The following is a 22412-nucleotide window of genomic DNA, read 5'->3' on the forward strand; positions in this document are numbered from 1 at the left end:
CGCCTTCAACCCCAACCCTTAAGCAGAAAAACGCCCTAAAGCATCTTCTAAAGCGCTCAGGCACAGGGCAACATTTTCACTCCTTGCCGCATACCCCATCAGGCCGATACGCCAGGCCGAACCGGCAAAGTCCCCTAAACCGGCACCGATTTCCAGGTTATATTCGTTTAACAAATAATTGCGTACTGCGGCATCATCTACGCCCTTAGGAATAAAAACAGAGTTAAGCTGAGGCAAACGTTCTTCTTGTGGCACGATAAAATCCAGACCCAATTTAGTTAATCCGCTGGCAAATTTCTGATGCTGTGCCTTATGTCTGGCCCAGCTCTGCTCCAGCCCTTCCTGCTGCAAGATCACCAAAGCTTCATGTAAGGCGTAAAGCGAATTTACCGGAGCGGTATGGTGGTAAGAGCGTTTTCCTTCACCCGACCAGTAGCCCATCACCAGCGACTGATCCAGGAACCAGCTTTGTACCGGCATTTTACGGTTTTTAATCACTTGTGTGGCACGCTCGCTGAAACTCACCGGCGATAAACCCGGCACACAAGATAAACATTTCTGGCTACCGGAATAAATGGCGTCTATGCCCCAGTCATCCACTTTCAGCTCAACACCGCCGAGGGAGGTTACCGCATCCACTATGGTCAGGCAGTCATGCTTGCTGGCAATTTCACACAAGGTTTTGGCATCGGATAAGGCACCGGTTGAGGTTTCCGCATGCACAAAAGCGACAAAGTTTGCCTGCGGGTTTTGCTTTAAGGTATCTTCGAGTTGCTGGGGATCGACCGCCCTGCCCCAGGGGCTGTCAACGACAATCAAGTTAGCGCCGACCCTTTGTACATTCTCTATCATGCGCGCGCCAAAGACACCATTACGGCACACCACCACGGTGTCTTTTGGCGTCAGCAAATTAACAAAACAGGCTTCCATTCCGGCAGAGCCGGGAGCAGACACGGCGATGGTAAAGGCATTTTCCGTCTGAAAGGCGTATTGCAACAGGGATTTCACTTCATCCATCATGCCGACAAACGTAGGATCTAAATGGCCGACCGTAGGCCTGGCCAGGGCAGATAAAATGCGGGGATTAACATCTGAAGGACCCGGACCCATTAATGTCCGCTGGGGAGGAATAAAAGACTGAATTGGCATAGCAGTATCCTTAAAAAAGTGGTTCCTCACCTTAACATTGAAAACTTGCCCAGTTCAAATATCCGGCAAATAAATTAACGGCAATAAAGCTGGACAAATTTCACTTGTTGCTAAAATAAACAATTTAATCAATATCATGAGTATTGCTGGCCGGGTGCTATAGTAAAAGGTACTATACCGGCACCTAATTCTTAACAAGCTAATAACCAGCTAAGCAGCAGTAAATATGGCACTTAAAGCAACCATTTTTAAAGCCAACATCCAACTCTCAGACATGGATCGTAACTATTACGATACCCTGCAGTTAACCATTGCCCAGCATCCGTCGGAAACCGATCTGCGCATGATGGTACGCATCGTCGCCTTTATCTTAAACGCCAATGAAAATCTGCAGTTCGGTAAAGGCGTCAGCGACGAAGACGAAGCCGCCTTGTGGCAAATGAATTACGCCGAAGACATTGAGCTGTGGATCGAGCTGGGACAAGTGGACAGTAAAAGAATTAAAAAGGCCTGTAACCGCGCCAATGAAGTCAAGCTCTATTGTTACGGCAGCAGCGTTGATACCTGGTGGTCGCAGGTGGCCGGTAAAATGCGCCAGTTCGACAAGTTATCCATAGAGCAATTTGATGTTGAAACAACAACTGCCCTTACCGATTTAGTCAGCCGCACCATGGAGTTTCAATGCAGCATCCAGGATGGCCAGCTATGGCTGACCTCCGGCGATAAAACCGTTCTGGTTGAAACCAAAAAACTGTTATAACTCCCCGCCCTTCATCAAAAAAGTGACGAAAAAACAAGAAAAGGTAACCGGTGGACAAAAGCTGTTACCTTTTCACTCTTGCAATCTCAGGCGCTTTTTACAACACTGAGCATCTGCAATAGCAAGCCATTTATAACAATAAGAGCCCGTTAAGGGTCTTGAGGATATCAACAGCTATGAACTTAAATAAACGACGAGTAAAACGCAGCTTCTGCCAACATAAGCTGCCGCTGGCAATGGCCGCAGCATTCGCCCTGATGCCCTTGAGCCAGGGCATGGCAAAACTTTCCATGGAGAACATGACCCGGGATATTACTTACCTGGCCAGCGATGAGCTCAGGGGGCGGGCAAGTTTTTCCAAGGAAATCGACCAGGCCGCCGACTACATCAGCAAACGCTTTACCGATATCGGCCTTAAGCCCATGGCGGGCCACACCAGCTTTAAACAAAGTTTTTCCATTTACAGCATTAGCCCAAAATCACTTAAGGTCAGTTTAAACAACCAGGTGATTGATAAAGAAAACCTGGCCATGGCCAGTACCATGCCCGCTTTTTCCTGGCAACAAACCGGTGCGGTAAAAACCCATGTCATCGGCGAAAAAGACAATCTGCGCGATGCCCTGAGAAAATTAAATAAGGAAGGCGGCCAACACTTGGTATTGCTACATCCATCCCAAAAAGCCATGTTCCAGCGCTACCAGCATTATTTTAAGCGCGGATTAACCAAGCTTGAACTCGGGCACCAGGGCGCCATCGTGATTGCCTTAACCAAGCTCATCAACCTTGACAGCCTGGATATCACAGGCACGACAGCTACCAAGAAACAGCGGTTGACCAATGTGGTCGGGGTATTACCGGGTAAAAGCCAGGCAAAAGAAATAGTGCTCTATAGCGGCCATTATGATCATATCGGGGTCAACAGCGAAGGAGAAGGTGATGTCATCTACAACGGCGCCGATGACGATGCTTCCGGCATCACTGCCATGATCAACCTGGCGGAGCATTTTGCCCAGCAAAAAGATAATGCCAGAACCCTGATGTTCAGCGCCTTTACCGCAGAAGAAATTGGCGGTTTTGGCTCCAAGGCCTTTTCAAAACAGCTCAATCCGGAGCAGGTGGTGGCGATGATCAATATTGAAATGATCGGCAAGCCGTCGAAATTCGGCGCAGGTACCATATGGATGACAGGCATGGAGCGCTCTGATTTGGGCGAGTTGCTCAACAAACAAATCAAGGAAGAAAAACACAAAATTCATCAGGACCCTTACCCTGAACAAGGGTTATTTTACCGCTCGGATAATGCCACCCTGGCCCGTTTAGGGGTACCAGCCCATAGTTTCAGCAGCACCCAGCTGGATAAAGATCAGCATTACCACCAGGTCAGTGATGACCTGGCCAGCCTGGATCTTGACTCCATGTTTAAGGTGATCCAGACCCTGGCCACAGGTACCCGGGGCCTGGTTGACGGCACTGTTACCCCGTCAAGAATTGATCCCGCCCAGGTACATGGCACCGGCCTGATTTACTAAAGCGGCTGAAACAAGATAAAAAGGTTTATTGCCGCTTTAAACAAGCAAAAGCAATAAACCTTTTTTAATAGCTGTCCTTCCCTGTTACCGGCCAGATTAAGCGCTATACAGGCAAAAAGCCGGCGAACTTTTCCATCACAAAATCTTTAAAAGTTTGCAGCCTCAGCGGCTGATGCTTGTCCTGCAGGTAAACCAGATATAAAGGCGTCGACTGCACTTTCCACTCGCTAAATACCGGTTCAAGTTCACCGTTTTTAAGCTCGTTTTGACAATATAACTCCGGCACCCGGATGATACCGTTACCGGCTAAAGCGGACGACACCATGGCCCGGCCATTTTTGCATCTGAGATTGGCGCTAACGGGCACCTCAAGCTTCCTGGCGCTGGCTAGGTTGATGAAAGACCAGTGGTGCATGCTGCCGACAATACATCTGTGCTGCTTTAAGTCTTTAGGATCACCGGGACGGCCATGTTGCTTTAAATAACCCGGACTGGCAAAAGTGTCTATATGAATATCGGTCAGTTTTCTCGCGATTAACGCCGAATCATCAAGCTGCCCCATACGAAAGACAAAATCGAACTCCCCCGAGACCAGATCGACCCGGCGGCTGCTAAAATCCAGCTCGATACTGATCCCGGGATATGCTGCCATAAAGTCATTCACCAGAGGCGCAACAATCTCTTCCCCGATAACACCACCAACACAGTTAATTTTAATCAGCCCATGCAGCGACGCTGAGCTCTCCAAAACCCTGTCAACTGCCATATCTATGCTATGCAGTGAGCTTTGGCAACGTTCAAAAAATACCTCCCCCTGGGGCGTGAGTTTCTGGGTTCTGGTGGTGCGGGTTAACAGGGTTACCCCTAAGTCAGACTCAAGCTGCGCCAGTTGCTTTGAAATATGCGAACGGGAACACATCAGCACTTCGGCAGCGTTAGTAAAGCTGCCACTTTGTGCCAGGACAACAAATGTCCGGATATCTGAAAGACTGATCTTTTGTTTCATGGCCTGGTTTATTGTCAACAATGAGTAAACAAAATTATCAATTATTAAGCCAGGATATTCAATTGTTGCTGAGCAGAAAGCAAAACAACAAGCTAAACACCTTAGCTTAATCACATGATTTATAGATAGTTTCCCGAATTGTTTCCCCTGAGTCACAACAGATGTAGCCAAAATCCCATATATCAGCCGCATCGCCTTAAGTATCATTTCCTCCGCTTTAAACACACCAGCAAGACAAACAGGTTTACGAGGTAAAAATGAAAAATTTAGTTGTGATCACAGGCGCCAGTTCAGGTATCGGCGAAGCATTAGCCAGACAAATGAGCGCCCAGGGACATCCGCTGTTACTACTTGCCAGGCGTCTTGAAAAACTTGAAGCATTGAACTTACCGAACTGCATTTGTGCCAAAGTCGATGTTACAGATCAAGCTTCATTCCAGGCAGCCATCGATAACGCCGTAGCGCAATATGGCCCGGTGGATCTGCTGGTCAACAATGCCGGGGTTATGTTGCTGGGACAAGTTGACAACCAGAGCGCTGCAGAATGGCAAACCATGTACGAGGTTAACGTGCTGGGATTACTCAACGGCATGCAAAGCGTGCTTGCAGCTATGAAAGAGAGAAATACAGGCACTATCGTTAATATCAGCTCTGTCGCCGGCAGAAAAACCTTCGGTAATCATGCCGCCTACTGCGGCACTAAATTCGCGGTACACGCCATCTCAGAAAACGTCAGGGAAGAAGTTGCCGACAGCAATGTCCGTGTTATCACCATAGCACCGGGAGCCGTTGAAACCGAGCTGCTTTCCCATACGACATCAGATGAGATCGTTGCCGGTTACCAGTCTTGGAAAAAGGATATGGGCGGCGTATTAGCCGCTAGTGATGTCGCCAATGCTGTAACTTTTGCCTACGGCCAACCGCAAAATGTGTGTATCAGGGAAATCGTACTGGCGGCAACCAGGCAGCAACCATAAGTTCCCGATTAAAAGCACACCAGCCCTGGGTCAGTTGTTACAATACCCACCACGGAAAAGCGCTGCCGGTTAACGGCAGCGCTTTCTGCTTCATGAGCATATTAGCTTTCTCTGCCACCGGCTATATAGATAACACTATCAAATCCACCGGGTAAAATTTATAATACCGCTATTCAGGATATAACCCCCTGCCCCTCAGACATCCAGGTATAAACATGAACACAGAAAATAAGTACTTAAACAACCCGCTACATGGCCTGAAACTGGAGACCCTGCTAACGGAAATTGTCGACCACTACGGCTGGGAAATATTACACGCCTATTTAAACCTGAAATGTTTTAAAACCAAACCCAGCATAGCTTCAAGCATCAAGTTCCTGAAGAAAACCGACTGGGCCAGGGAAAAAGTGGAAGCCTTTTATCTCTATCAGTTTAAAAACCTGCCCAGAGCGGACAGCGAACAATTCCAGTTACCGCCGCGCGAACGTATTATCCCGGCACATCAAAAGCCTAAAGAGCCTGCAGTATTAAGCTTTGAAGACGCTGAACGCCTGCGCCAGAAAAAAGCGAAAAAATCCAGGGAAAGAGCCTCAAATGCTGGCAATCCCTGGGCTAATTGGGGCAAATAACAAAGCAAGCATACAGGAGCTAAAAATAAGCTCCTGTATGCTTTCAGATAAGGGCTTAAGGAAAAGTGATCCCCGATTTACGCAGTTCGCCATAGATATTCTCCAGGGCAACACTGTTCTCGATCAGCGAATTTTCATCCTTGCCACGTTTTTCAAAACCAAAACGGCTGATATCAAAATAAAACTCGGGGGTCAAATCACAGGCACTCAGACAAGCTTTCGTACAGCCCAAACCGCAACCGTCAATGGCGATAATAGGACGGCCGGAATAAGCTAAATCGGCTACCGGTTTTATTTTGCCGATCACACCTGAAATACAAGACATTTCTGCAATACCATCACTGTCCAGCATGGAAGAAATATCATGTGCTATCTGTGCCAGGTTAGAGCAACCCGAGCAGGAATAGACGATGGGGTTTTTGGTAGCTACCATATTCAACTCTCACAATTCTCGCATATTAACCATTATAATGAGCAAAATAATAGCGGCATTGATCGGGATCAATGCTTTGTTATATTAGCTATAAAATTAGCAACTTGGCTCATTCCTTCGACAAAATGCGGTCTCCGGGGGTTGTCTTATCCGCCAACGGGCCAGATTTAACAACTCCCATAGATATTGTTAACAATTCAATGCTTATGTAAAATAATCCTGAAATTCAACTTTTAAAGTAATGGGTTATAATGCTGCTTCAACAATTTAAAGATCTATTAGAAAATCTCAAAGGTGAGTTTAAGTATTCAGATCAAATAGCACCGACTTTACAAGAGCTAAAACAATATCAGGCCAAAACCATCGTTGCATATCAGCCGGCATATATGAAAAAAGCCTTAGGGCAAATGCAAGATGTCGCAGATAAAGAGGCATTCAAAAAAATTGTCATCCTCAGTTGTCTTATTGAAAACTGGGACGATTTTACACCAGCCAATTATAGCCAATCGGTTTTAGACCAATATCAGATCATCTTTAACCGCATTCTCGGCAATTGTGAAAACAGTGACGGTTGGGGCGAGCAAAAGCTTGATGTCTATTGGAAGGAGCTGGCCATGGCCAGACAACTGATGTTTCCTGCCGGGGCGCAAATTACCGAACACTATTCCGGCTTTAGCGCCAAGCAAGGTATCCATTTAAACCGTTTGGGAACCCTTTCCTTTTTGTCCTTTCTCGCCGCACACGGCGGCAGTAAGGGCTATTACCAAATCCATACCTATACCCCTGAGCTCGGCCGCTTTAATGAGCAGGGCTGGAACGACTGTTATGTCCACTTGGCCCAGATGATGAAAATAAACCCGGAAATTAAAGGATTCTTTGGTATTAGCTGGTTTTATGATCCGCAATTGGCCGATATCAGCCCGCGACTGATGTATCTGCAGTCCATCCCTTTACAAAACGGGGCTAAAAGCTTTTATATGGGGAAAGATGAAACCGGCAATGCCATCAGCAAGTCCAAATCCCGGCTGAAACTATACGAAGAAGGTAAATATACTCCCCAGTCCTATTTGCTTGTCTGGCCCCGTGAAGCCCTGATTGCCTGGGCGGATGAATATGTCAAAACCAACCCCAGCGACGAACATAACGCAGTAGTAAACTAATTCGAGATAAAAGCAGTATGTTAAAAAAGATATTATTCATGGCCCGCGTCCTGTTGCAATGGGTGCCTAATGCCATAAAATTTCACCGGCTCACGAAGAAAAACCAGCCCATACACGTATTTTTTTGTATGACGGATCATTACGAGCCCGGCACAGGGAACGTATCCGATCAGGAAGCAAGGGAAAGGGTCAACAGACTACTGACAGACTACCCGAAACTTGCCGATAAACATAAAGACAGTGAAGGTTTACCGCCAACCAGAACCTGGTTTATTCCCCCCCATTACCATAAAGACTACTACTTAAGAGACGTTGTCAGCCTTTGTGAACAGGGTTATGGGGAAGTTGAGCTGCATTTGCACCATGGCAAACACTGTCCCGATACCTCGGACAACCTCAGGGAAACGATAAAACTTTGCCTGGAGGAGTTTTCTCAATTCGGTATTTTTGGCAAGGAAAATGGCAAAACCGCCTATGGCTTTATTCATGGGGACTGGGCGCTGGATAATGCCAGAAATAATCAGTTTTGCGGTGTGAATGATGAGATCAGTATATTAAAAGAAACCGGCTGTTATGCCGACTATACCTTTCCGTCACCCAATGAGGCGACTCCGAAGCAGATTAATTCCATTTTTTACGCCAAAGATGATCCCTCTAAACCTAAATCCCATAACACAGGTAAACCGGTGACGGCAAACGGCCAGTGCGATTCCGAAGACCTGATGATAGTTCAGGGACCGACCTTTCCCTATTTTAGGGATAATAAACTGACGAAATTGCGGGTTTCCGGCGATGAAATTGCCGGCCACACCCCGCTAAAACCCAACAGAATAGATGCCTGCATCCGCTCTGCCATTTCAGTTAAAGGCAAGGAAGACTGGGTATTTGTGAAAATGCACACCCATGGCGCCACCGATGGCGATGCCGTACTGGGGCAGGAAATGGACGATATCTTTACTTACCTGGAAAGCAAATATAATGACGGTAAAAACTATTGCCTGCATTATGTGACCGCCCGTGAAACCTATAACCTCATTAAAGCGGTAGAAAATGGCGAACCATGCGAAGATCCCTCGTTATACAGGAACTACCGGGTGTCTGCGCCGCAATATAATTCAACACCCGATATTGCCTGCGCTTCGAAGACTCTACAGGAAAGGGTTGCCAGAACCTATAAAGACAATGAAGATAGCCAGCCATCCCAAAACGACCAGGCTCAGGCGTCATCCCATAGCTCAGAGCCGGATATTGCATGCACCTCAGAAACTTTACAGCAAGAATAGCTAAAACATATCAAGTTAAGGTGTAGAAAGCCCTCATTCCAGAGATGTTATCCACCCCAAAAGCAAACCAGGCGAGGGTTGCGCCGGCTTTTTCAATGGCCGGCACTCGCTGCAAAAAATCAAGAAGCGACAAAAGCTTTCTGCTTGATAATATTATCGCTCCCACCGCTAAACCATCAAAAAGGGCAGGTTAACGCTAACCTGCCCTTTACTAGCCACCGATAGATTAGCCACAAACATTAATCACTTTGCAAGGCATCTATGGGATCGAGTTTTGATGCTTTAATTGCCGGATATACACCAAAAACAATGCCCACCATAGCACAAATGCTAAAGGATAAAACGATGGCACTCAGCGACCAGTAAACCGCCCATTGGGAATAAAGGGAGATCAATTCAGACAGTAAAATACCGAATACCACACCAAGCAGGCCGCCTAAAATAGAGATAGTAAAACTCTCGGCAACAAACTGCAGCCGGATATCTTTTTGCGTCGCCCCCACCGCCCTTAACAGGCCGATTTCCTTGGTACGCTCAAGCACCGTGGCCAGCATGATATTCATAATGCCGATACCGCCGACCAGCAAAGAAATACCGGCAACGCAGGACATCACAATATTAAAGATTTGCTGGGTTTGTTTTTGCTGCGCCAGCAAGGCCGCGGGAATAGTAATATCAAAATCATCGACATCATTATGACGGCGGTTGAGCAGGTGGTTAACCGCCTTGGCCGCTTCAATCGGGTCGATATCCTTATTCACTTTAAATTTCAAGCTGCTGACTTCACTGACCAATTGCTTGGCCGGAAACTTATGGATGGCGGCGCTCAGCGGAATAAACACCTGATTTTGCTCACCGCCAAGCTTTATCCCCTGAAACTCTTCTTTTTTCAGAAACGGCGCTTCGAGCACCCCCACCACTTTAAACCACAAATGGTTGATTTTAATATTCTGGCCGACGGCATTGCCCAGAGGGAATAATTGTTTAGCGCTCGATGAGCCCAGTACCGCCACCTGGGCAAAGGCCTGTTCATCGCCGCTGTCAAGGTAACGTCCCTGGTACAGGGCAAATTTAGACAGTTCAAAAAAGCTGGCGCTGACGCCGAGGGCATCGCCGTCGCTTTTACCTTTGGCACTGAAAATACTGTAGGTATCTATCTCTTTTTGCGCGCTGAAAGCCTCGATAAAAGGCAAGGCGCTGACCCCGATTTCCCCGTCCCGTAAACTCAGGCCCCGGGAATGTTTGCGCTGCTCTTTAAGTTCATTTTCCTCAAAGGTTTTGCCGGTCACTATCAGGTTATGCAGCCCCATGCTGTCAATCATGCTCAGGGCTTCGCGCTCCGCCCCTTCGCCGATATTAAGCATGGCAATGACCGCACCGACACCGAAAATCATGCCGAGCAGGGTCAGCAGGGTTCTTAGCTTATGCTGGGCAAGCTCCGCCAGGGTATCTGCCAAAATAGCCATATACTTCATTTATACGTCCTCTATCTTGATCAGGGCAATTTTCTGGCTTGGCTCCAGCCCGGAAAGCACTTCAACATGGCTCAGACTCGACTGTCCCAGCGTAATGTTCCTGCGCTGATATGCACCTTGGCTAAACAGGTAAACATAAGGTTTGTTATCTTCTATAAAGACACTTTGCAGCGGCACGATCATTTTATCCGCACTCGGGGTCACGGTAATGCTGGCACTGAGTTTACGCCCCGGCACAAACAAGTCCGCTTGCTGCTGATTCAAACTGACCACCACTTCAAAATACTTTTGCGGATCGCCGCGTTTAATGGACGCGGGAAATGGCGCGACACTCTCAACCACACCGGCAAACGGCTTATCGCCAAAGGCATTTAATACCAGCTCCACTTCCTGCCCGGCAGCTAAGTCTATGGCTTCATGCTCAAAAACAAACAGCTTGGCTTTCATTTCGCTGACATCCGGCAATTCGGCAATTTTTTGTCCCGGCCACAACGACTTACCCGCCCTGGGCTTTTCACCGCGCCAGTTGGTTTTATAGGTCAGTAAACCGTCGTGGGGTGCTTTAATTTCCAACCGGGATAAACTCTCGCCGAGCTGGGAAATCTTACTGCTTTGTTGGGAGCGTTTCATTTCCAGCAGGCCGATATCCCCCTGCGAACTTTGCTCGAAGCTGTCTTTTTTCCACTTCAGGTAATGCTGTTTAGCACCAAGAAAAACCGTGTTTTGCAACGAGTCCAATATCTCCAGTTTAGAGCGGATACGGATATCATCGATCGAGAATTGCTCGGCAAAACCTTTTTCCTGAAACACCACGCCAATATCCTGGTTAATGGCGCTGAGTTCCTGGTTCAGGGCAGCAGATTTTTCTATGATATCCTGCTCGGTGATCGACATGTCATTGGTTTTTTCCTTGCTCTCCCTTTGCATGGCTTCACCGTCAAAGCGGGCGATAATATCCCCGGCTTTGACCTGGGAGTATTCAGGAGCCAGCCAGGCAAGATTCTGGGGACCGCGTCCGCCCATGGGGGCACTGATCACTGTCGCCCTAGCGGCAAAAAGCTCTCCCTCGGCGGGCACCTTGATCTCAAAGTTTTGCTTGTGCACCTGATACAAATTGTCGCTTTTACTGCTTTGGCCGCAGCCGGTCAGACTGATACCGAGCAAGCTCAACAAAGTCAGGCGGGAGCCTACACGCTTTACTGTAAACCTGCTCATAACACCACCTCATCGCCGGCGGCTAAACCTTTATCGACAACCACCTTAGTTCCCAGCACATGGCTGATAGAAATGATCTCATCCTTGTTCGCGGTTAAGGTGCTTTTTACCACGATATTCTCGCCGCCGGAATTTTTTACCGCCTGCTGGGAGATGGTTAAAACATCATCCAGGGTTTCGGTGATCACCTCCACCCGCGCCGTCATGCCCGGGCGCATCACCTCGATATCGGTTTGTTCAAATTCAATAATGACATCAAAAATCCGGCGCTTGTCCTGATGCGACTTATCCCGAAAAACCTTGCCTAAGCTTTGTACCCGGCCGCGGTAAATCAGCTCCTGCGCCGTGCCTAAATACACTTTTACCAATTGACCGACGGCAATCTTGCCACTTTCCGCCTCACTCACCTGAGCGGTTAACTGCATTTGTTCGAGTACGGCAATTTCCATCACCCCCTGACCAAAGCGCACCGTTTCACCTACCGCAGGCTTTTCCCCTTCCCAGTTGGCTTTATATATCACCATGCCATCGCGCGGCGCCTTGACTTTAAGTTTTTCGATATCACTGAGAAAAGCATCAACTTCTGAGGTTAACCGGGCAACTTTCCCCTGGGCCAGTTTGATATTGAGCTCTTTGCTCTCCTGCTGGTAAAGCAGCTTGCTCTTGGCCAGGGCAAGCTCATTTTGTGCTATGGTAAAGTCAATTTGTGCTTTTTTCCGGTCGATATCAGAGCGGGAATTATCTATGATTTCGGCCTTGCGCTTGGCTTTTTCATACTCCATTTGCATCTGGGCCACCTTCAGGGTTAATTCCTCTTCGGTTTCCACTTCCTTAAGTTGCTTGTTTTCCAGCTCTTGCTGCGCCCGCTCAAGCTCAGCCTGCTTTTCAATTAAACGTTCACTGACTTTTTTATCATCAAAGGAAACCACCACCTGGCCTTTTAAGACCTTGGTATTTTCCGGTACCAGCTGCTTGATTTGATATTGCCACATGCTCTCCACCGAAGGCGGCGCGATAACGCTCACCAGGCGGGACTCGAGTTCACCGCTGGCGGCAACAAAAACTTCCACGGTTTCCTGCTTGACCCGCTCGGTGGTCACTTCTTCGCCGCAGCCCAAAAGCAGCAAAGAGCAAAGCAAGGTTACTAAGTATTTATTCACTGATCTCTCCCTCTGATCTTTTTACCTGTGATGACCCCAGCTCCAGCTGGGCGCTCATACCGGGTAACAGCTTTAATTGCTCATCCGCCGGGAAACTGAATACCGCGCGAAAATAAACGTCATTGCCCCATTCTTTACGCTCTTCCGGTTGGGTCGATAACTCGGTTAAGGTGGCGACCCGGGGCTTTTGCGGGAAGGCATCAAACACCAGCTGCAGTTTCTGCCCCAACTTGAGCTGGTTGTAATCCACTTCATGCACCCAGGATTCGATATAAAGACCGGTTAACGAAGGGATTTCGGCAATGGCCCAGGAAGGCTGCGCCGTCATACCGACAAAAACCTTTTCCCCGTTCCAGGGGTGATAGCCATAAAGCACAGGCCCGGTGCGCTCGGCATAAAGACTCATTTTCTCCAGTTTCCCCTGCTGGTAAGCCAAAGTATCTTTATGCCGGGTTATTTTCAGGGTTTGTTTGGCTATGGCTACTTCATGGGCCACCTTCGCCTGTGCCAGCTCTTCTTCTGCCTTGGCGCTTGCCACTAGGCTCTTTTCCAGGGCCAATTGATTTTTTTCATAATCATAACTGCTCAGGTGAGCACGGGGAATGCCGGCATCGAGGCGGGCTTTTTCCAGCAGTAGTTTTTCTTTTTTTAGCCCATAATCTGCTTCAAGTATCTTCTGCTCGCCTTTATTTTTCAGGCGTTTCAGCTCTTCTTCGGCGCTGATCAAACTCACTTGTTCCTGTTCGATTTGCGACTGAATATTGCCGCTGTCAAACACCACGACCAAATCGCCTTTTTCGGCAATTTCACCTTCCGGCAACAACCATTGCAGCTGCACCCGCCAGTTGTCGGTTTTCGGGGAATAAAAGGTCTGGTTATCACTGGCTTTTACTTGCCCGGTCAGCAGCAGGCCACGGGCCTGGGCAGAGGCGACATTGCTTGCCAGCACAGTTACCACAAGCCAGCATAGCATTAACGTTAATTGATACATGAGCGATCCTCGATAACCACACCATCTTTCATCCTGATCACCCGCTGGGCATAAGCGGCGATGTCCTCTTCATGGGTAACCATGACGATCGTTTGTCCCTGGCGATGTAAATCAAGCAGCAGCTGCATGATTTCAAGGGAGGTTTTACTGTCCAGGTTGCCGGTGGGCTCATCGGCAAAAATAACTTTGGGACAATTGACCAAAGCACGGGCAATAGCCACCCTTTGCCTCTGCCCCCCGGACATCTCAAAAGGTTTATGATGGGCCCTGGCAGATAACCCCACCTTAGCCAGCATGTCTTCCCCTCTTTTTCGCGCCTGCTCAGCACTGAGTTCACTATAGCGCAGGGGTAAAATAACATTGTCCAGGGCGGTTAAGCGCGGCAATAAGTGAAAAGTCTGGAAAATAAAGCCGATTTTTTCATTGCGGATCTTTGACAGCTGCTCATCGTCAATATCCTTAACGGACTCGCCGGAAAGTAAATACTCACCTGAGCTCGGGCTATCGAGACAGCCGAGCACATTCATCAGGGTAGATTTACCCGAGCCCGAGGTGCCCATGATAGCAACAAACTCATTTTCACTAATGCTTAGAGAAACATCACTCAGTGCCCGCACCTGGGTTTCACCGCTACCATATACCCGATTTAACTTCTCTATTCGGATCATTTATTCATTAGTCCTTATTAACCTGATATCCGGATTTATCCATTTACTTTTGTCGCATTAAGGCCGTCCGGCGATAACGCATTTCCGAAAAAAGGGAAAATAAAAATGTTAGTAAAAAGTTAATTCCATGAGAATTAATCGGTTAATATAGCGAATAACCACTTTAATAGAAACTCCCTTTTTTCACCTCAGGCGCCAGCCGCCATAAAAAGCAGCAACTTCTTGGACTTAGAGTAATGACACCGGATTACATCCACCCGTGACGGTTTATGCGGCGATCACCGCCATCGGGCATAACATCTGGTATTCCAGCTTGGTTTTTTTAGTAATTTGAAAACCATGACGTATATACAGGGCGCGCGCCGGATTATCGAGCAGAACATTTAACGTGATAGGTACAGACAATTGCAGTGCCCTTTTTTTCACCACAGCCAAGACCTTGCTGCCGATCCCCATGCCCTGGCACTTAGGCAGTATCTGCAACTGACGGATATGCAAACTGCCGGGTTTCATGCCCAGTTTTAACAAACCTATGGGTTTGCGGTCACGTAAAATAATATGGGAGTCGTTGAAGAACTCATGAATACGCTCCAGGTGTTGCTCTTCGGACATAAAAATACCCGCTTTTCTCAGGTGCGGGCTCATGGTTTTTCGGCGCAGATCAAGCAAAAATGCGATATCTTGTTCGGTTGCCTTCCTAAAACCTATGGTAAATTTCATTTTCTGTTAACAACTCACTTTTCCCGGGGAGCTCCCGAAGATATTACGACACTTATCGGGCAATGCCATTGCAGCCCTGATCACCGCTTTGACTACTCCTTAGCCTCATCAATAGCGCCGCCCATACTAACATTATTGTTGACCGGGATTAATAGCAATTGTTGACGGGCAGAAAGAATCCTACCGACTTGGCGCCTAGGGAGTGGCATTTTGCCAGTAATGCTGCAGGTTACAGGTATCTGTGGTGATAAAGGTTTCGGTTAAGGTGGTTAATTGCGCCACCCGATCCAGGCGGAACATACGGTAATCATCGCGGATTTCACACCAGGCGATCAGGGTCCAGGTGCTCCCCCAAAATACCAGGCCAAGCGGCCAGACGGTACGCTGTGACTCCTGACCATCTTCACGGCGGTAGTGCAGCAGCAATTTGTTTTTATTCTTAATGCCCGCCTGTATTTCATCACTGTTACGGGCACTATATTCCCGGTGTAGCGCAGGTACTATCAACCATTCCGGTTGCTGCACATACTGACGGTGCAATTCGTCCGGCAATACCGAGTGGATCTTATGCAAGGCGCTGTCGGCGGCGCTGCCCATTTTCTCGCCGCTCCAGCTTTGCACCATACGTACCCCCAAGAGTAAAGCCTCCAGTTCATGTTCATCAAACATCAGCGGCGGGATGGCAAATTTGGGCGCCAGGCGGTAACCTATACCGGCTTCCGATTCTATCGGCATGCCGGATAACACCAGCGCCTGCATATCCCGATAAATGGTGCGCTCTGAAACCTCCAGCCGCTGAGCCAGCTGCAAAGCGGTGATAACAGAGCGGCGCCCCCGCAAAATATTAAGAATTTGAAATAAACGTTCGGCTTTACGCATGAGAGTGGATCAGTATCTTGTTGCTAATATGAGGTTAAACAGCACGGTTAACTGGCGCTACATTGTCCCTGTGCCTGGCTTAATACCTCCATATGGGACATGCTGACCGATTGCTCATCGGCAATGGCCATCAACGCCTTGCCGGCGGCATGTGTCATAAAAGCTTCATCCGCCGCTTTTGCCGAGGCCATATCCTGCCAGTAAACGACATCATATAATACCCCGGACTCATTTTCAGCAACTGAGCGGTACATAAAGCCTTCCAGGGTTTGTAAAAAACGGTTCACCTGATCCTGGGTGACCTCTAAATCCTGCCTGCTGACGCCCGGTTTTAATTTATAGGAAACCATTTCGATCACTGGGTTTTGCATAATTGACTCCTGATATTCTTTTTCTTTTGAAAATTAAACATAAATAACAATGTGTTATTTATTCACAAGAAAAGCACAATAATAAATGCGCAGTAATTAATTCATCTTGTTGTCCGGACCCCAATAGCATACAGCCCCTCTCCTGACAGCATAATGTCAGGAGAGATCAAACGAGGAAAAATAACTAAAAAATAATGATGCTGGTTTTATCCGCGACGTTTACAGCAATTTTTTAAGCGCAGGACAAGCGGTTAAATTCAAATGGGCAATAGTGATAAGTTAATAGATAAATAAGCTAAGGCAATGAAAAAACAGTAAACTAGAGGCCTGCATTACCCCTTCAGGAGAAAATATGAATTCTGTCAGTTGCTGCGATCAGCTTTTTACCCCGTCAAAAATCATTTGTGTCGGCAGAAATTATGTCGATCATATCCATGAGCTCAATAATGAAGTACCCGATAATATGGTACTGTTTTTAAAACCTAATTCTGCTATCTCCCCTAAGCTGTCCGCCTTTGACCAGGAACCCTTGCATTATGAAGCCGAATTATGTTTTCTGGTGCAAAACAATCGCTTTTTTGCGGTCGCGTTAGGCTTAGATCTGACCAAGCGCACTTTACAAAGCCAGCTAAAAAATAAGGGCTTACCCTGGGAGCGGGCAAAAGCTTTTGACGGTTCGGCACTCTTTAGTGACTTTGTTGAATTAGCCGATGACGATCTTGAGCAGCTCAGCTTTGAACTCACCATTAACGACATTCAGGTGCAAGCGGGCAATATTGAATTAATGATCTATAAACCCCGGGAGATACAAGAAGAAATCTTGAGTTTTATGAGTTTAAGCGACGGCGATATCGTGATGACAGGCACGCCAAAAGGTGTCGGTCAAGTTAATCCGGGAGATGTCTTTACCGGCAAGGTGAGTGTCAATGGCCAAGTTCTGCTCAGCAAAACCTGGCTGGCCCGTTAGCAGATAGCCCAATAAAAAACCTTAATCAAAGCCAATAAGGCAAGGATAAAACCGCTTAATGCAAGTTATTATTATTACTGATATTTTCGGGGTCACCGACAAGCTATTTGCCTACGGACAACAACTGGAGACTTGTGGATGCCGGGTAGAAATTATCGACCCTTACCAGGGGGAAACACAAGAATTTGCCAACGAGCAAATCGCTTATCAGCGCTTTAATCTCGATTGCGGCTTTGCAGCCTATGTCAGGCAAATATCGGCAGCCCTTGCTGACGGCAGCCAGGAAAAAGTGATGCTGGGTTTTAGTGTCGGCGCCGCTGCTGCATACAAGGCCGTAGATAAGCTTGCCCACGGCTCAGCGCAGGAAAAGGCAGTCCGGCATTTAATCGGTTTTTATCCGGGACAAATCCGCCATCACCTAGATATAAATCCCCGCTGCCCGGTAACCCTGGTTTTCCCCGACAACGAGCCGCACTTTGCGCTTGATAAGGTCATCAACAGCTTAACGGAAAAACCCCGTATCGATTGTATCCGGACCCCGTTTGCCCACGGCTTTATGAACCCCTTGTCGGCTAATTACCACCAGGCAGCGGCAAATCATTATTTTGCGCAGTTAAGCGGTGAAAACATACGGTTATCGCCACAGGTATTGCAGCGCATATTACTACCTGAGCACATAACACAAATTTTATAACCTCATGCTCAAAAACTTTACATGATCGCCGGGTAAAATATTTGTCCATTTATTTCTCCCCGGCGACTTTATCTCTTTGGTATACACTCTAGGTTAGGCGTCATTAGCTCAAGAGTACTGCCATGCAAACCCCGCAACAACCCGAGAATGAAACAAAACGTTTAAAAACCCTGCATGCCTTAAATATTCTCGATACGCCGCCAGAAGACAGGTTCGACCGCCTGACTCGCATGGCAAAAAGAATATTTAATGTCCCTTGTGCCATGGTGAGCTTAGTAGATAAAAACCGCCAGTGGTTTAAAGCCCGCATCGGCATAGAAATCAGTGAAACACCCCGCGAGATCTCTTTTTGCGGTCATGCCATCCTGCAAGACGATCCCTTTATTATTCCTGATGCTGCAGCAGATCCGCGCTTTGCCGACAATCCCCTGGTAACCGGGCCGCCGTATATCGGTTTTTACGCCGGCAGCCAGCTGCATTTTATCGATGGCACGATTTTGGGCACCTTATGTATTACCGATACCCGCCCCAGAACCTTAGACAATGAAGACCTTATGCTGTTAAAAGACCTGGCTGAATTAGCCGAGCGGGAACTGGCTGCGGTGCAACTGGCCACGGTCGATGAACTCACCGGCATTGCCAACCGCCGCGGCTTCCTGACCCTGGCAGAAAAAGCCCTGACCCTGTCGGCCCGTGCTCACTTGTCTTTGTCCCTGGCCTATTTCGACCTCAATGGTTTCAAAGCCATCAATGACAGCTTTGGCCACGAGGAAGGAGATCAGGCCCTGAAGGTTTTTTCCCGGCTCATGCGCTCCTGCTTCAGGGAGTCGGATATTATCGCCCGCCTTGGCGGCGATGAATTTGTGGTGTTATTGACCCATTCAGATGAGACCTTCGCCCGGGAGTCCATTTTACGTTTTCGCGAAGAACTCAAGCGCTATAACCGCCAGGCGAACAAGGACTATAAGCTGGACTTTAGCGACGGTATAGTGGCGGTAACGGCGGATGGCAACTGCTCGATAGCCGATTTGTTGAAACAGGCAGATGCCCGAATGTACCGTCAGAAAAAATCCTCAATGATAACCGACAGTCAACTTTAGTTACAAAATAGCTCAAGGCTTATTCGTGAGTCACGGTTTAAAAACAAATCACTTAGTGTACATTATTTCCTGGTAACACCATCATACTTATAACAATTATCAGGACATTTACATGCTCAAAAAATTATTTCTCTTACTGGCACTTACAACCGCTTCAGTCACCACAGCCATGGCGCAGGAATTTACCTTAGGTGAGCATTATATTGAAATTGAAGGACAAAAGAGCACACAAAAAGAAATTGTCGAATACTTTTCTTTTTATTGCCCTCACTGCTTCCGTCAAGAGCCCTTTATGGAGGAAATCAAGGCTGCTTTACCGCCCGGTGCCAGCTTTAAAAAAAATCATGTCAATGGCATGCCCGGCGCAAGTAATGAAATCCAGGGCGCCCTCACCAAAGCCATGATCACCGCCAAACAATTAGGGCTCGAAAAGACCATCATTCCAGCCATTTTTCACCGTATCCATGTCAGTAAAAAAGGCTTTTCTTCACCACAGGATGTCCGGCAGCTGTTCACTGAGCAAGGTGTCGATAGCGATAAATTCAACAAGATTTATAACAGCTTTACCGTCAATATGACGCAAAAAAAGATGCAGAAAAATACTTCGTCGCTGCGCAGCCAGGGCATAAGCACGGTACCGACCTTGATCATTAACGGCAAATATAAACCCGTCAACAATAAAATTAAGGGAAAAGAGCAATATCTGGCACTGGTACAATATTTGTTGAACAAGGCCTGATATTTTCCGCCTTACAGGTTATTTGTATTTATCAAAAATAGCCTGTATTTCCCCCGAATCCAGCATTTTTTGCAGGGCTGCATTAATACCGGGCAACAAATAAGCTTTACTCGGATGCAGGCGCAGACTGATACTATTGCGGCCAACGACATCGCCTATGGCTAAATCCTTAAATACTCCCCCCTGCTTTTTAAAATACAACACGGTACGATAGCCCATAAATATCTGCTCTATCCTGCCCAGCGCCAACTGTTTCAGCAGGCTCTGTTCTATGCTGTTTTCTACTTTTTTAATTTTTCCCGAAGCAAATGCCTGATCGTATCCGGGATAAGAATAACCCCGGACTATGCCTACCGTTTTACCATACAGATCCGACACCTTATTTAGCTCAAACCTATGCTCTTCTTTAAAAACGAGAACATCCACGGCCTCCTCATAGACTATGCTATAAATGCCCGGCACCGGCCGATGCTGGCGCCAGGCAGGCGTTACCCCGGGTTCGATATCTATCCGCCCCAGATCAAACTCACGCATTGCCCGCACTACAGGGGCTTCATGCAAGACATACTTATGAGGGGTATGTTTGGCCAGCCGGGTAAACAAGTCTATGATGATGCCCTGGCGCTTGCCATTGATTTTCATGCTGTAAGGAGGGACTTCCCCGGAAAACAGGGTCACGATTAAGGTTTCAGCGGCCAGAGGCAAAGCAGTGAACAACAAACAACAAGCCGAAAAACCTGCCAGGTAGCGCATAACCTTAACCACAGTTTTTGCTTTTCTTAATCCCAGTATAGTCAAGGACAATAAAGGCTGTCGGCCTATAGCCCAAACACAAAAAGCAGAAAACTAATCCGCCGCACTGACGCAGATCACCACTTGCGGACAACTGATCCCCTGCTCTTCCCGGTAAAGGATAGCAGCATCGTTATACAAAGCGGCAAAGCACTCTATACAGGCCTGGAGCAAGGTCTGCGGGCAAATGGCTGTTAACTCGCATTCCTGATGGGCGACAAAACCATAGGCTTCACGGCCGCTTTCAGGGACAAAGCTTTTCACCACAAGTTCCGGCTGTCCCAGCTCTGCCATAAGGTGCTGGTAGGCACTGGTGATCACCTGGTTCTGTGTCTGAGTAAATTGCCCTTTGCCAATCAGGGCGCGAATCGCCGTGGCAGCAGAAGATAAGGTCTCAACACCATAGGAATATTCCAGCACCAGCTGTTTAATGGCTTCATCAAGTTCATTTTTCTCAATAAAGTCATGGAATAAGCGGGTACTGATCACAAAGCCGGGCGTCCCTTCAACTAACAGTCCGGCAGCGGACATCTTGGCAAACACCTGCTGCTGCTCATCAAGATTTTCCACCAGATGTAACTTGCTGTTATCGATAAGTTCCTTAAAACTGTAGGTATATTCGCCCTGTATTTTCGCCGGGGTATTTGCAGACATATCAATATCCTTTACCTGTGGAAGACAACCACCTATTTGCACTAAAAGTATAGTTTTTCTCAATGCTTTCGCCGGGGTTTCTTTTGATTAAAATTAAGAACTCAAAAGCAAAGATTGCGCGCACACCTGCGTCCATATAAACAGCAGCGCTAACCGTTATTACTTACGCCAGCAAGGCTTTAACAGCTTTGGCTACAACAGCAATAACACTAAAGACATTGCTCTGATGCGGAATGGCATCTGAACTCCAGATATTGTGCACCCCGGCTTTTTTCAGCTCCGTCATGGCATTACCGATAAAAAAGGCATGGGTAACAATCACGGATAAGGAGGCTGGATTAAACATCCTCAGTTGCCGCGCCGCCTGCACTAAGGTACCGCCGGTACTGGCGATATCATCTATGATCACCAGGTCGCGGCCATCCAGGGTTAATGCCTGCAGATTCACTTCCACCTGATGGTCATCGAAACGTTGTTTCTCTGCAATGTAAAATTCCCAGTCATAAATCGCAGCTACGGCGCTGACCCACTGCCTGGACTCTTCATCCGGCCCGACAATCACAGGGTTGGCAAAATTTCTTCTCAAATATTGCGCCATGGGTTCGGTGGCCTTTAAGCTGACCGCATGGGCGGCCGGCACCGCTTGTTTGAGGGTGTCGATACGGTGCAGGTGGGGGTCGACCGTGATCACATCGTCAAAATGTTGCGCCAACAATTGACCGATGATTTTTTGGCTGACGGCTTCCCCCGGTTGGAAAGCGATATCCTGGCGCATATAACAAAGATAAGGGGCTGCCAGCAACAATCTTTGCACCCCCATGCCTCTGGCAGTCTCTGCCGCCAAAATTAATTCCAGCAATTTTTCATTCGGGTGGTGCAGGCTGCGACAAATAATCACCGTCTCAGTCAGCTCGGCGGGCAAGGTAATTTTGGACTCGCCGTCCGGGAAGTGATGCACAGCAACCTTATCGCAGGGTAAGTCAAGCTCGGCCGCCAGTGTATTGGCCCCCTGCCAGTAATCATCAAATCCTAATACCAATGCCACATCAACCTCCGGTCAT

At 47.7% G+C, this 22412-nt stretch carries 24 protein-coding genes; 10 read left to right on the plus strand and 14 right to left on the minus strand.

What is annotated here, in order from left to right; translation table 11 throughout:
• Window positions 1-18: 18 nt before the first annotated feature.
• Entirely contained in the window at window positions 19-1149 is a 1131-nt protein-coding gene (locus QL234_RS14500; RefSeq protein WP_281558541.1) for an alanine--glyoxylate aminotransferase family protein, read from the minus strand.
• Between the two features lie 226 nt (window positions 1150-1375).
• Between QL234_RS14500 and QL234_RS14505 the strand changes: the two genes are divergently transcribed.
• Entirely contained in the window at window positions 1376-1909 is a 534-nt protein-coding gene (locus tag QL234_RS14505) for a YaeQ family protein (RefSeq protein ID WP_281558542.1), read from the plus strand.
• Window positions 1910-2085: 176 nt separating this feature from the next.
• A complete protein-coding gene (locus QL234_RS14510; RefSeq protein ID WP_281558543.1) occupies window positions 2086-3438 on the plus strand; it encodes a M20/M25/M40 family metallo-hydrolase in 1353 nt (450 codons plus the stop codon).
• 103 nt (window positions 3439-3541) lie between these two features.
• Here QL234_RS14510 and QL234_RS14515 read toward each other — a convergent pair whose 3' ends face one another.
• A complete protein-coding gene (locus QL234_RS14515; RefSeq protein WP_281558544.1) occupies window positions 3542-4444 on the minus strand; it encodes a LysR family transcriptional regulator in 903 nt (300 codons plus the stop codon).
• 257 nt (window positions 4445-4701) lie between these two features.
• Between QL234_RS14515 and QL234_RS14520 the strand changes: the two genes are divergently transcribed.
• Together QL234_RS14520 and QL234_RS14525 are read left to right on the plus strand one after the other, a co-directional pair.
• Entirely contained in the window at window positions 4702-5421 is a 720-nt protein-coding gene (locus QL234_RS14520) for an SDR family oxidoreductase (protein ID WP_281558545.1), read from the plus strand.
• A gap of 215 nt (window positions 5422-5636) precedes the next feature.
• Window positions 5637-6050 (plus strand): VF530 family DNA-binding protein, encoded by a 414-nt coding sequence (locus tag QL234_RS14525; protein WP_281558546.1) that lies wholly within the window; start codon window positions 5637-5639, stop codon window positions 6048-6050.
• Window positions 6051-6105: 55 nt separating this feature from the next.
• Here the strand turns inward: QL234_RS14525 and QL234_RS14530 are convergent, their stop codons facing one another.
• A complete protein-coding gene (locus QL234_RS14530; protein WP_281558547.1) occupies window positions 6106-6483 on the minus strand; it encodes a putative zinc-binding protein in 378 nt (125 codons plus the stop codon).
• A gap of 251 nt (window positions 6484-6734) precedes the next feature.
• Here QL234_RS14530 and QL234_RS14535 point away from each other — a divergent pair, with 251 nt between their 5' ends.
• Window positions 6735-7643 (plus strand): hypothetical protein, encoded by a 909-nt coding sequence (locus QL234_RS14535; protein ID WP_281558548.1) that lies wholly within the window; start codon window positions 6735-6737, stop codon window positions 7641-7643.
• A 128-nt stretch (window positions 7644-7771) separates the two neighbouring features.
• The gene (locus tag QL234_RS14540; RefSeq protein WP_281558549.1) at window positions 7772-8926 is read left to right on the plus strand and encodes a hypothetical protein; all 1155 of its coding nucleotides are present in this window, start codon (window positions 7772-7774) and stop codon (window positions 8924-8926) included.
• Window positions 8927-9165: 239 nt separating this feature from the next.
• On the opposite strand, the gene QL234_RS14545 is transcribed toward QL234_RS14540, so the two are convergent.
• The 8 genes from QL234_RS14545 to QL234_RS14580 form a co-directional block, all read right to left on the minus strand.
• Complete coding sequence (locus tag QL234_RS14545; protein WP_281558550.1) at window positions 9166-10401, minus strand: ABC transporter permease; 1236 nt, start codon at window positions 10399-10401, stop codon at window positions 9166-9168.
• Window positions 10402-11616, minus strand: a complete 1215-nt coding sequence (locus QL234_RS14550; RefSeq protein WP_281558551.1) for an efflux RND transporter periplasmic adaptor subunit — start codon at window positions 11614-11616, stop codon at window positions 10402-10404.
• On the minus strand, window positions 11613-12776 hold the full coding sequence (locus QL234_RS14555; protein ID WP_281558552.1) for an HlyD family efflux transporter periplasmic adaptor subunit: 1164 nt from the start codon (window positions 12774-12776) through the stop codon (window positions 11613-11615). Before QL234_RS14555 ends, QL234_RS14550 begins: the two co-directional genes overlap by 4 nt.
• Window positions 12769-13767, minus strand: coding sequence for an HlyD family efflux transporter periplasmic adaptor subunit (locus QL234_RS14560; protein ID WP_281558553.1), 999 nt, complete (start codon window positions 13765-13767; stop codon window positions 12769-12771). Before QL234_RS14560 ends, QL234_RS14555 begins: the two co-directional genes overlap by 8 nt.
• Window positions 13755-14435, minus strand: a complete 681-nt coding sequence (locus tag QL234_RS14565; protein ID WP_281558554.1) for an ABC transporter ATP-binding protein — start codon at window positions 14433-14435, stop codon at window positions 13755-13757. Before QL234_RS14565 ends, QL234_RS14560 begins: the two co-directional genes overlap by 13 nt.
• Window positions 14436-14702: 267 nt before the next feature.
• Window positions 14703-15155 (minus strand): GNAT family N-acetyltransferase, encoded by a 453-nt coding sequence (locus QL234_RS14570; RefSeq protein WP_281558555.1) that lies wholly within the window; start codon window positions 15153-15155, stop codon window positions 14703-14705.
• A 195-nt stretch (window positions 15156-15350) separates the two neighbouring features.
• On the minus strand, window positions 15351-16034 hold the full coding sequence (locus QL234_RS14575) for a YafY family protein (RefSeq protein ID WP_281558556.1): 684 nt from the start codon (window positions 16032-16034) through the stop codon (window positions 15351-15353).
• Between the two features lie 47 nt (window positions 16035-16081).
• A complete protein-coding gene (locus QL234_RS14580; protein WP_281558557.1) occupies window positions 16082-16405 on the minus strand; it encodes a hypothetical protein in 324 nt (107 codons plus the stop codon).
• Between the two features lie 352 nt (window positions 16406-16757).
• Between QL234_RS14580 and QL234_RS14585 the strand changes: the two genes are divergently transcribed.
• The 4 genes from QL234_RS14585 to QL234_RS14600 all read left to right on the plus strand — a co-directional run bounded on the left by QL234_RS14585 (window position 16758) and on the right by QL234_RS14600 (window position 19905).
• Window positions 16758-17372, plus strand: coding sequence for a fumarylacetoacetate hydrolase family protein (locus tag QL234_RS14585; RefSeq protein ID WP_281558558.1), 615 nt, complete (start codon window positions 16758-16760; stop codon window positions 17370-17372).
• A 58-nt stretch (window positions 17373-17430) separates the two neighbouring features.
• Entirely contained in the window at window positions 17431-18066 is a 636-nt protein-coding gene (locus tag QL234_RS14590; protein WP_281558559.1) for a dienelactone hydrolase family protein, read from the plus strand.
• Window positions 18067-18188: 122 nt separating this feature from the next.
• Window positions 18189-19166 carry a sensor domain-containing diguanylate cyclase gene (locus QL234_RS14595; RefSeq protein ID WP_281558560.1) on the plus strand — a complete coding sequence of 326 codons (978 nt, stop codon included), beginning with the start codon at window positions 18189-18191 and terminating at the stop codon, window positions 19164-19166.
• A gap of 112 nt (window positions 19167-19278) precedes the next feature.
• On the plus strand, window positions 19279-19905 hold the full coding sequence (locus QL234_RS14600) for a thiol:disulfide interchange protein DsbA/DsbL (protein ID WP_281558561.1): 627 nt from the start codon (window positions 19279-19281) through the stop codon (window positions 19903-19905).
• An 18-nt stretch (window positions 19906-19923) separates the two neighbouring features.
• On the opposite strand, the gene QL234_RS14605 is transcribed toward QL234_RS14600, so the two are convergent.
• From QL234_RS14605 to QL234_RS14615, 3 genes are all read right to left on the minus strand, one after another.
• The gene (locus QL234_RS14605; protein WP_281558562.1) at window positions 19924-20670 is read right to left on the minus strand and encodes a transporter substrate-binding domain-containing protein; all 747 of its coding nucleotides are present in this window, start codon (window positions 20668-20670) and stop codon (window positions 19924-19926) included.
• An 81-nt stretch (window positions 20671-20751) separates the two neighbouring features.
• Entirely contained in the window at window positions 20752-21351 is a 600-nt protein-coding gene (locus QL234_RS14610; RefSeq protein ID WP_281558563.1) for a PEP/pyruvate-binding domain-containing protein, read from the minus strand.
• A gap of 163 nt (window positions 21352-21514) precedes the next feature.
• The gene (locus tag QL234_RS14615) at window positions 21515-22396 is read right to left on the minus strand and encodes a ribose-phosphate diphosphokinase (protein ID WP_281558564.1); all 882 of its coding nucleotides are present in this window, start codon (window positions 22394-22396) and stop codon (window positions 21515-21517) included.
• Window positions 22397-22412 lie beyond the last annotated feature (16 nt).

The sequence above is a fragment of the Thalassomonas sp. RHCl1 genome (genome assembly GCF_947387555.1).
Taxonomy (GTDB): Bacteria; Pseudomonadota; Gammaproteobacteria; order Enterobacterales; family Alteromonadaceae; genus Thalassomonas.